Annotated in this window: 7 protein-coding genes; 2 read left to right on the forward strand and 5 right to left on the reverse strand. The window is 43.0% G+C overall.

Annotated elements, in window-relative coordinates; genetic code table 11:
• Positions 1–43 precede the first annotated feature (43 nt).
• From htpG to V7K41_RS31955, 4 genes are all read right to left on the reverse strand, one after another.
• A complete protein-coding gene (gene htpG / locus V7K41_RS31940; protein WP_334854512.1) occupies positions 44–2,032 on the reverse strand; it encodes a molecular chaperone HtpG in 1,989 nt (662 codons plus the stop codon).
• Positions 2,033–2,275: 243 nt separating this feature from the next.
• Positions 2,276–2,917: a class I SAM-dependent methyltransferase gene (locus V7K41_RS31945; RefSeq protein ID WP_334854513.1), complete on the reverse strand. Its 642-nt coding sequence runs from the start codon at positions 2,915–2,917 to the stop codon at positions 2,276–2,278.
• Positions 2,918–3,168: 251 nt separating this feature from the next.
• A complete protein-coding gene (gene metH / locus V7K41_RS31950; protein WP_334854514.1) occupies positions 3,169–6,699 on the reverse strand; it encodes a methionine synthase in 3,531 nt (1,176 codons plus the stop codon).
• 681 nt (positions 6,700–7,380) lie between these two features.
• Complete coding sequence (locus V7K41_RS31955) at positions 7,381–7,584, reverse strand: hypothetical protein (RefSeq protein ID WP_334854515.1); 204 nt, start codon at positions 7,582–7,584, stop codon at positions 7,381–7,383.
• A 298-nt stretch (positions 7,585–7,882) separates the two neighbouring features.
• On the opposite strand from V7K41_RS31955, the gene V7K41_RS31960 reads away from it, so the two are divergent.
• Positions 7,883–8,509, forward strand: a complete 627-nt coding sequence (locus V7K41_RS31960) for a DUF4126 domain-containing protein (RefSeq protein ID WP_334854516.1) — start codon at positions 7,883–7,885, stop codon at positions 8,507–8,509.
• Between the two features lie 266 nt (positions 8,510–8,775).
• On the opposite strand, the gene V7K41_RS31965 is transcribed toward V7K41_RS31960, so the two are convergent.
• Positions 8,776–9,492 carry a GUN4 domain-containing protein gene (locus V7K41_RS31965; RefSeq protein WP_334854517.1) on the reverse strand — a complete coding sequence of 239 codons (717 nt, stop codon included), beginning with the start codon at positions 9,490–9,492 and terminating at the stop codon, positions 8,776–8,778.
• A gap of 606 nt (positions 9,493–10,098) precedes the next feature.
• Here V7K41_RS31965 and V7K41_RS31970 point away from each other — a divergent pair.
• On the forward strand, positions 10,099–10,465 hold a 367-nt coding region (locus tag V7K41_RS31970), incomplete at its 3' end, for a leucine-rich repeat domain-containing protein (RefSeq protein WP_334854518.1).

Genomic DNA, 10,465 nt, shown 5'->3' on the forward strand with positions numbered 1-10,465 from the left:
TGTCTACCTTGTCTCTTCCCCATGCCCAATGCCCCACTCAGCACTATTTACTTGCTTGTTCCGTCAGCTTGGTGAGTACCTCATTTGAACGCTCAACGAAGGATTTCATTCCTTCAGCGTCAAATCCTTTCTGAGACATCAGCGCTAAATCGTAGACGTGTTGGCAAATCAAGTTGACTAACTGATCTGTAGGCGATTGACCGTCACCTTGAATGATACTACCTTGGTTAATATTTGCCAGATTTTGAATCAGTGGGTGAGCAGTATTTACCAGCAAAATGTGATTTTCGGGAAACTCTGCTGACTGCTGCTGCATCATGGCGTTCATTTCCCGCAGGCGGCGGAGAATCTCTGGTAAAAGCACGATCGCAGGTGGTGTCCCTTGAGGATCGTCTGATTTCAAAGCTTCGGTACGGATATTGAGTTTGGGTTTGTTGAGGGATTTCTCAAATAACTCTTTGATCGTCTCACTCCGAGTTTTGTTCGTCTTGGGATCGACAATTTCCGTAGCTTTGTCTTGTTCTAGCAGGGTATTATCTAAATCTGAGTCTACCCGCGTAAATTTGACATCCTGATATTCCCGCTCTAGGAAGTTGATAAAATGAGTGTCAATGAAGGAGTCCATAAACAGGACTTCCAAGCCTTGATTTTTGTGCAGTTCTATGTATGTAGATTGGGTTGCTTCATCGGTGCTGTAGAAAACCCGGTTTTCGTTGCGTTCTTTGTTGCGTTCTAGATACTCTTTGAGGGTAGTATAGGGAGCGCTGGGTGCTGAGTTCTCAGAACTGGGTGAAGGAGTGACATCTTGCCAAGCATCACCCTCTGAAGACTGGACTTCAACCACGGGAGTTTCAGCCGCAACTTTTTCTGTCAGCTTGGCGGTGGTGCGGAAGACGATAATATCTTCGATTTGTTTTTTGAATTTCTCGTCGTTGAGAACGCCGAATTTTACAAAAGTGCCGAGGTCTTTCCAGGCGCTAATGTATTGTTCGCGGTTATCGCGGAAAAGTTCTTTGAGGCGATCGCCTACTTTTTTGGCAATGTAGTCGCCAATTCTCCGCACGGTGCGATCGCCTTGCAAAGCACTGCGCGATACGTTTAGGGGAATATCGGTGCTATCAATCACACCCCGCATCGGCATCAGAAATTGCGGGATAATTTCTTCGCAGTTGTCGCTAACAAAAACTTGATTGCAGAATAGCTTGATCTGCCCTTTGGTAACATCTACATCCGGCCTCATTTTCGGGAAATACAGAATCCCATTGATGATAAAGGGATAATCAGTATTTAGATGTACCCATAACAAAGGTTCTTCTTGAAAAGGATACAGATAGCGGTAAAATTCTAAATAATCTTCTTGACTCAGATTACTCGGAGACTCTCGCCACGGTGCTTTTTGCTTATTTACTACCTCACCGTCCAGTTTAATTGGGACTGGCAAAAAGTCACAGTAGGTCTTGACAAGATTCTTAATTCGTGCTGATTCGAGAAATTCCTCTTCTTCTCCTTGCAGGCTGAGAGTAATAGTAGTACCGCGAGTTGTTCGCGGCGAGTCTTCTAAGGTGAATGCTGGGGAACCATCGCAAGACCAGTGAACTGCCTGCGCCCCTTCTTGGTAAGATAAAGTATCAATTTCTACCTTTTGCGCCACCATGAAAGAAGAGTAGAAACCAAGACCAAAGTGACCGATGATCGGTTGATCTGATTTACCTTCATACTTATGAATAAATTCTTCAGCACTAGAGAAGGCAACCTGATTGATATATTTCTTAACTTCATCTGCGGTCATCCCGATACCGTTATCGGAGATGGATAGGGTTTTCTTATCTTTGTCAATGGCAAGTTCAATTTCTGGTTCGCCGATGTCTTCAGCATAATCTCCGGCGCGAGATACCATTTTTAGCTTTTGGATGGCGTCTACAGCGTTGGATACCAGTTCCCGCAAGAAGATTTGGTGATCTGAGTAAAGCGACTTCTTAATGATCGGGAAAATATTCTCAGTATGAATACTGATAGTGCCTTGTTCTAGCATAATTGGTAATTTTCGATGTTAGTATCTGAAATGATGATAATGGCTAATATAGCCTAGCCATCTGTTTTCCAGGATAAACCCGGAAAACATAGAAGGGTATGATACCAATTAGGATTTTAAAAGGATAACTTAGGCGATGTCTACGACGGGCTGCGCCTACGCACCTTTTTTGAGCATTGTTTGCCCCCATTTTTTGATTCGGATTTCCCTACTCCCGACTCCCCACTCTTCACAGATTACTGTTTAAGTATTACTAGAATTCTTCTCCAATACCAAAAAATAATGGTATGGATAAGTAGGATCGATAAATTCTTGCTTAACAGTTAACCCAGCTTTGGCAACAGAGTTTAAAATTCGCTTTTTGGGATATCCTTTCAAACCCATTTCCCAGTAGTGTTCGTCACAAACTGGCTTTGTACTCCAGAATTTTGGCACATTGAGTAATAAATGCCTTGGTCTACCAGAGAAAGAGGTTTTCACCTGAAACGAGAGGTATTGAGTGCAATAGGGAATCGAAATCACCAAAAATTTCTTAGTTGCAATAGCAAGTTTTCTCAATGCTTCTTCTGACTCAGGGTAGGGGAAATGTTCCAGCACTTGAAACAAGACAATCGCATCAAATTTATCTTTTGGTAATGAAAAATCTGTAGTCAAATCCAAAATTATTTCTGGTTTGAGGCTGGGGTCAACATCAGCAGTGGAGACGTTGTATCCATTATTCTTCAGAATGTCTGTTAATAGAGAATTAAAAATCCCAATTTCCAGAACGTTTTTTACCTGATTACCCAGCGAAAAAATTAGACGCAACTGGTGATGGTAACTGATGAGGCGATTTTTTGATAAATATTCTGAATTTCTAATATCTAACGAGGTGATGAGTTGCATAAATAAGCCTACCTAAGCTGAGAGATTAATAAATTTGGTGCGTATACAACTACAGGATTCCCGGAAAAATCATCAAAGTAACATCTGAACCTCACTCCAAACCTCTCTCCTTGTAGGAGAGAGGCTTTGAATCTTACTCCCCTTTTCTCTCCTACGAGGAGAGGGTTAGGGAGAGATAGGGAAGAGGTTAGGGGAATCTTCCAGGGCAAAATATCACTAACACCAAGCGTATTGGGTTAAGGCGTAAGATTCTACGCGCTAAAGTATTTGGCTAATGGGTGATAGGTAATAATTGCAGTGGTAGACTGTTCTGGATAAAGTTGTTCGCTTTCATCCATATACAAGTTAATCCTGTCAGTCTGCAATAACTCCAGTTGCTTGTACTGATCCTGAATATTTGGACAAGCTGGATACCCAAAACTATACCGTGAGCCACGATAGCGTTGTGCTAATATATCCCGAATATTGTCGGGTTCCTCAGCAGTAAAACCTAACTCTCGGCGAATTCTGGTGTGTGTCCATTCAGCTATAGCCTCTGCCACCTGCACCGCCATACCGTGGAAATATAGGTAATCGGTGTATTGATTGGCAGCAAACAACTTTTGGGCAAACTCTGTGGCAATTTCCCCTACAGTCACCGCCTGCATTGGGAAGACATCAATAATTCCCGACTCCTTCGGTGCAAAGAAATCTGCTATGCACAGCCGCCTTAAAGACTTCTGTCTGGGGAACTCGAAAGTTGCAACCTGTTGTGATTGGTTCTCTGAGTCATATATATGTAGAGAATTACCCTCACCTTGACAAGGGAAATACCCATAAATCACCTGGGGATGCAACAAATTCTCTTCAATAATCCGCTGTTTCCAAGTTTCTAAAACTGGGTAAACTTTCTCAGCTAAGAAAGCCTGATATTCTTCCTTAGATTGTTCTTTTGGTTTGCGGAATTGCCACTGTCCTGCAATCAAAGCTTGTAAATCTAAGTGCCAGAATATTTCCTCAATGGGAATATCACTAGGCTGCAACAACTTCGTTCCCCAGAAAGGTGGTGTGGGACGTTCAATATCTATCGCCACAGCATCAGAACGCCGCGTATCTACTTGTTTTGGTTCAGTAGATACTGTTTCCTTAGCAGTTGTAGTTACTGATTCTTTGTTACCATTAGTCGAAACTTCAGCCGTTTCGACTTCGTTCAAAAATCCCTGCAAATCTTGCCAGTTACCAGCGGTCTTTGCTGGCATTAATTTATCCATGAAGTGCAAGTCAGAAAAGGCATCTTTGCCATAAACAACCTTACCTTTGTAAGTGTTTTGGCAATCTTCATAGACAAACTTGGGAGTCAATGCTGCACCACCTAATATCACGGGGACACTAATTCCCTTTTCGTTGAATACCTCCAAGTTCTCTTTCATGAAAGCGGTGGATTTTACCAGCAAACCACTCATAGCAATACAATCAGCTTTGTGCTGTTCGTAAGCGTTGATGATGTTTTCCACTGGCTGCTTAATTCCCAAGTTAATCACCTTGTAGCCGTTGTTGGACAAGATGATATCCACCAAGTTTTTACCAATGTCGTGGACATCACCTTTCACTGTGGCAATAACAAAGGTTCCCTTGGCATTGTTTCCTGATTCTGATTTTTCCATGAACGGTTCTAGAAACGCCACCGCCGCTTTCATGGTTTCTGCTGATTGTAAGACGAAGGGTAACTGCATTTGTCCAGAACCGAATAATTCCCCGACAACTTTCATGCCATCTAGCAAAAAGGTGTTGATAATTTCTAAGGGGGGATGTTCTTCTAAGGCTTTTTTGAGATGTTCTTCTAAGCCAATGCGTTCGCCATCAATGATATGACGTTTGAGGCGTTCTGGAATGGGAAGACTTTCATCTAAAGAGCGATCGCGTTTTGTCGTTACCCCAGCAAACACTGTGGTAAGCTCTCCCAAGGGATCGTAAACGCAAACATTACCCTCAAATTTCCGTTCGTCATAAATCAACTGGCGACAGATTTCTTGATGGCGTTCCTCAATCTTCGAGAGCGGTAAAATTTTGTTAGCGCTGACAATGGCTGCATCCATTCCCGCCGTCGTCGCCTCGTGCAAAAATACTGAGTTCAGCACCATTCGTGACGCTGGATTCAAACCAAAGGAAATATTGGAAACACCCAAAATTACATGACATCCAGGCAATTCTTGACGAATCCGCCGGATGGATTCAATTGTCGCCTTGCCATTTTCTCGGTCTTCTTCAATCCCGGTGGAAATTGGTAACGCCAGGGTATCAAAGAATATTTCTGTGGCAGGTATGCCATATTCTACAGCTTGACGGTATGCACGTTGGGCGATCGCAAACTTTTTGTCTGCTGTCCGCGCCATTCCATCTTCATCGATAGTACCAATGACTACACCAGCACCGTATTTCTTCGCTAACTCCAGCACCTTCAAAAAGCGCGGTTCCCCATCTTCGTAGTTGGTGGAGTTCAGCAAACACTTACCACCAGCAATCTTTAAACCCGCCTCCATCTTTTCCCATTCGGTGGAGTCAAGCATTAAAGGCAATGTCACATTATTAACGATGCGCGAAACTAATTCGTGCATATCTCGCACGCCGTCGCGTCCCACATAATCGACGTTGACATCGAGGATGTGTGCGCCTTCTTTTACCTGCGCCCTCGCCATTGAAACGAGTCCATCCCAATCTTCGGCATTTAGTAAATCGCGGCACTTCTTGGAACCACTGGCGTTGAGACGTTCGCCAACTATCAAGAAGGAATTATCTTGGTCGTAGGACTGAGTGGTGTAAATTGATGCTGCTGCTGGTTCTAAACTTGGCTGTCTAACTTTTGGCTTCAGACCTTTAGCAAGTTCTGCCAATTGTTGAATGTGTTCTGGACGCGTCCCACAGCAACCCCCAATCACTTGGACACCTAAATCTTCAACAAAATGCATCAGTGACATCCGTAATTCCAACGCTGTCAGACGGTAGTGCGCTTGACCGCCGACGTTCTCAGGTAAACCCGCGTTGGGAATACAGGAAACGATAAAAGGTGAATGTTCTGCCAGATACTTGATATGTGGTTTCATCAAGTCTGGGCCAGTGGCACAGTTTAGACCGAGAATGTCAATTGGATAATGTTCCAGAATTGTCAGCACAGCACTGATTTCTGAACCTACCAACATTGTGCCCATGCTTTCCATTGTCACAGACACCATCAACGGACGGCGATCGCCTTTTTTGGCAAATACCTCTTCAATTCCATTCAGCGCCGCTTTAATTTGCAGCACATCTTGGCAAGTTTCCACTAGAAATAAATCGACACCACCATCCCACAGCGCCTCTGCTTGTTCAGCAAAAGTAGCTTTCATGGTGTCAAAGTCAATATGTCCCAAGGTAGGGAGTTTAGTTGTGGGGCCGATGGAACCTGCTACAAACCGGGGTTTTTCTGGCGTGGAAAATTCCGCAGCCACACGCTTCGCCAATTCTGCGGCTGTCTTGCTGAGGTAATACGCTTGGTCTGCCAAGTCATATTCTGCCAGCACCAGAGACGTACTGCCAAAGGTATCAGTTTCAATGACATCAGCACCAGCAGCGAGAAAGTCTCGGTGAACCTTAGCGACAGCTTCGGGTTTCGTGTGGACTAGGTATTCGTTACAGCCTTCATACTGTGGGCCGCCGAAGTCTTCAGCAGTCAGGTTTTGGGTTTGTAAGTTGGTTCCCATCGCCCCGTCGAAGACGAGGACTGGGCTATCTGGACTACGCAAGCGTTCAAGGAAAGAATGAGTCATATTTTCCTAGAATAAATGAGGATATCAAGTGAGTATTGTGATACTCGACTTACTTTATTATTTTCCCAAATTGTGATATTTTTAGCACTATTTAATCAAGTTTGGTTTTCTTTATATAGCGGTTCTCTGTTGAGTTAGGTAGAAGAACCCCACTCCCAACCCCCTCCCCGCAAGCGAGGAGGAGGCTATGATTCGGAAAAGCTATAATTCTAAAGCCGCTATTAGACAAAAATTCACCTGATTAATCGCCTCAGAGGAAAGAGAACCCAGCTTTTTTGAGAATCATCGTTTATTGAATCTTAAAAATTGACTCACAGCGAACTACAGACTCAACTCTAATACCTGCACTGGCAATTTCATCGCCCGTTATTAAATATTGCGTCACAGTTAAAGCAATACGGTTCGGTTAACGTGTTAATTCCTCGAAGATCCCCCCAACCCCCCTTAAAAAGGGGGACTTATAAACCTCTTTTACCCCCTTTTTAAGGGGATCGCCGTAGGCGGGGGGATCTTAACCGAACCGTATTGACAGTTAAAGGACGATTAGTGTTGGAAGTACAAGGCACAACCATCAAATCATCAAGAATTTGATTCAATTAATTTGCCGAAATTACAACAGCAGGGCGAACTTTAAACTGTGTGAATCCGGTTGAAGGCATGGGGACTCGACACAGCACCACATCACCGCGCTGTAAGTTCATCTGCAAATACTTCGTCGTAAATGTCATTCTCAGGGCTTACCCAATCCTGATAAGCCTGAGATTCAACAGTAGGATTAACAGATTTTTCCCCATTTTTAAAAGAAAGAGCTAAATCTAGCAGTGCTGATAACTGCTCATCATTTAGTTGTTCAATCACACTTAGAAGTTTTTGACGAATACTCATGACATTGCCGACTGCTAACTATATTTAATGTATGCCATAAGACGATCGATCGCCTGTTGCGTTGGTGGTGCCGCAGCTACGCCCGTCGTAGACATCGCTATTATCAGGTGGACAATATTATAGATTTATCGTAGGGGTATGGCATTGTCCATTGACAGAGGTGAGGTTTCACTGATTCTACACATAGTCAGATGAAATATTTTCATCAAGTTTCTTATCTTGGGATCACAACTGAGAGTTGTCACTCCGTTCAACTCAAAGATGGAAAAAACACCAGGAGTATAACTTGAGTCCTACTATGGATTTAAATTCTTTGTTCAATCTAAATACATTTATTGAATTATTACTGGGGATTAGTTTGAGCGCGGCGGCTGGCTTTCGAGTATTTGTACCACTGCTAGCATTGAGTGTGGCTTCAGTTTTTGGACATTTAGATTTGCCAACTAATTTTGATTGGCTGGAAACACCTCAAGCTGTAATTGTATTTGCAGTCGCTTGTTCACTGGAAATTACCGGTTATTACATTCCTTGGTTAGATCATCTGCTGGATATTGTTGCCACGCCTGCGGCATTTATCGCCGGGACAATCGTAACAGCATCTGTTGCTCCAGAGATGAATCCACTCGTGCAATGGACGTTAGCTTTAATTGCTGGTGGTGGAACCGCAGGATTAACTAAGGGATTAATGAATACATTGCGGATAAGTTCTACAGGTGTTTCAGGTGGATTAACCAATCCAGTTGTGTCAACCATTGAGTTGGTGATGGCAATTGGACTGTCTGGGCTGGCGCTAGCTTTACCAGTGGTAGCAGGAGTGATTGTGATTGGTTTTGTAATAATAGCTATTCAAAAAATCTGGAGTTTCTTCAATAAACCATCTTCTCAAACTAGCGAAACCGTCTCTCCATCAAGAGAATTGGGATGAGTATTTACAGCACTTTTCTTTTACATGAGGTACAAAATTACAGGTTTTGAGGCAGGAGGCAGGAGGTAGAAACTCTTTATATTTGATGCGTGAGTCCTACGTTTTGTACCTCATTTACTTGCAAACTGCTTTGGGACAGATCAGAGCAGTTTGAGCAGCATAGGTAAGGTAGTCGAGCTTTTGTCGTTGGATTTGTAAAATGCTGATTCTGTCGTAGAAAAAGTGCTGTAATAATTAAAAATTCGGAAACGCTTATAGGGTAGACTTTACAAGCCGCACTCACGCGATCGCAAGAGAAAACGGTAAGTCCAACGTGTCCACCCTCTCCAAAATGTATACGCAATACGATCTGTGTCAAAGACTGGTAAGCTCCCTCTCAGCTTTGGATCATTTTTTATACGTGAAGTTAAGTCGTCGATACCAATGTACTCGCCTCTTGTCGTTTCATTGTCTTTTACCGACGCCCACCCAACTGACTTAGCAAACCGTAAATAGCTTTTATAATCACTTTCTCGCGACTCAACTATCACGGGGTTTGCTTTTATATCGAGTGGATTTCCCTGTTTAATCCATATCTCCTTTTGCACACTAAAGCCAAAACGGTTATGTGAATTGGCGACCCAAAGTTTGTCTAGTCTTTGCAGATTTCGACAAGAAAAACTATTGATGTCGTCAGAAGTTAAATATTGTTCTTTTTCTTTTTTAGCAATATTGAGTAGCAGTTGGGATGTTTGGGTATTTGCTGCTAACCAATTTTGAGACTTCAAAGAATTCTCAAGCTGAACATATAAATCTTCAGTAACAGGTTTCTCAACCTGTTTTCTCAATTCTGATTCTGTATTATTTTTCGACAACAGTTGTACAGCTTTAACTTCTGTTCCCATTTCTTCAAATGGGCTTTTAGTTAATGCCCCTAGAAATATTGTTCCTATGACTGTTAAAAGTAGAACAACAACTCCAAGCCGAATTTGTTTTTTTTTCATACCTTAGTCTATCGTTAAACTATTGAGTAAAGACAATAGCCGCTTGATTATAGACCATTGTGCCACTTCACTAGGGTGTAAAACCAAGAATCTGCGATCGCAATTATAAAGTGATCGTAGTCTTCGGGTGGTTAGCGCGAAAGCGTAACGCACCCTTTGAACTTTGTTAATGAGTCTTTGATACTCGCCGACGAGTCTTTGATACTCGTGAGCGAGTCTTTGATACTCGTGAATGAGTCTTTGATACTCGCCGACGAGTCTTTGATACTCGTGAGAGAGTCTTTTATACTCGTGAGCGAGTCTTTTATACTCGTGAGCGAGTCTTTTATACTCGTGAGCGAGTCTTTTATACTCGTGAATGAGTCTTTGATACTCGTGAGCGAGTCTTTGAACTCCGTTAATGAGTCTTTGATACTCGTGAATGAGTGAATATTATTGTGAAATTAGCGATGTCTACGACGGGCGTAGCTGCGGCACCCTGCTAATTTGAATATTACAGCCCTTTCTACGCAGATAGAAAACATTAATCTAGCCCCATTCCCCACTCTTATAATTTGCAATACACTATTCTGGTAAATATGGCTATAGAGTTGATGAGGTTTGCAGATGACAAACGAAGAACTGTTGCAAATTATTGAAAAAGCTGCTCACGAAAAGGCAACGGTGCTAGACCTCGATAACAATCAACTCAGCAGCCTGCCGCCAGAAATCAGCCAACTCTCCAACTTGACTGAGCTATCCCTCAATAGCAATCAACTCAGTAGCCTGCCGCCAGAAATCAGCCAACTCTCCAACTTGACTGAGCTATCCCTCAATAGCAATCAACTCAGCAGCCTGCCGCCAGAATTCAGCCAACTCTCCAACTTAACAACGCTATACCTCGATAACAATCAACTCAGCAGCCTGCCGCCAGAATTCAGCCAACTCTCCAACTTGACAACGCTATCCCTCGATAACAATCAACTCAGCAGCC

The organism is Nostoc sp. (genome assembly GCF_036917415.1).
Classification (GTDB): Bacteria; Cyanobacteriota; Cyanobacteriia; order Cyanobacteriales; family Nostocaceae; genus Nostoc.

Bases quoted from the DNA above. Each gene is read 5' to 3' on its own strand.
- htpG (WP_334854512.1), bottom strand. From the start codon at position 2,032: ATGCTAGAACAAGGCACTATCAGTATTCATACTGAGAATATTTTCCCG.
- V7K41_RS31945 (WP_334854513.1), bottom strand. From the start codon at position 2,917: ATGCAACTCATCACCTCGTTAGATATTAGAAATTCAGAATATTTATCA.
- metH (WP_334854514.1), bottom strand. From the start codon at position 6,699: ATGACTCATTCTTTCCTTGAACGCTTGCGTAGTCCAGATAGCCCAGTC.
- V7K41_RS31955 (WP_334854515.1), bottom strand. From the start codon at position 7,584: ATGAGTATTCGTCAAAAACTTCTAAGTGTGATTGAACAACTAAATGAT.
- V7K41_RS31960 (WP_334854516.1), top strand. From the start codon at position 7,883: ATGGATTTAAATTCTTTGTTCAATCTAAATACATTTATTGAATTATTA.
- V7K41_RS31965 (WP_334854517.1), bottom strand. From the start codon at position 9,492: ATGAAAAAAAAACAAATTCGGCTTGGAGTTGTTGTTCTACTTTTAACA.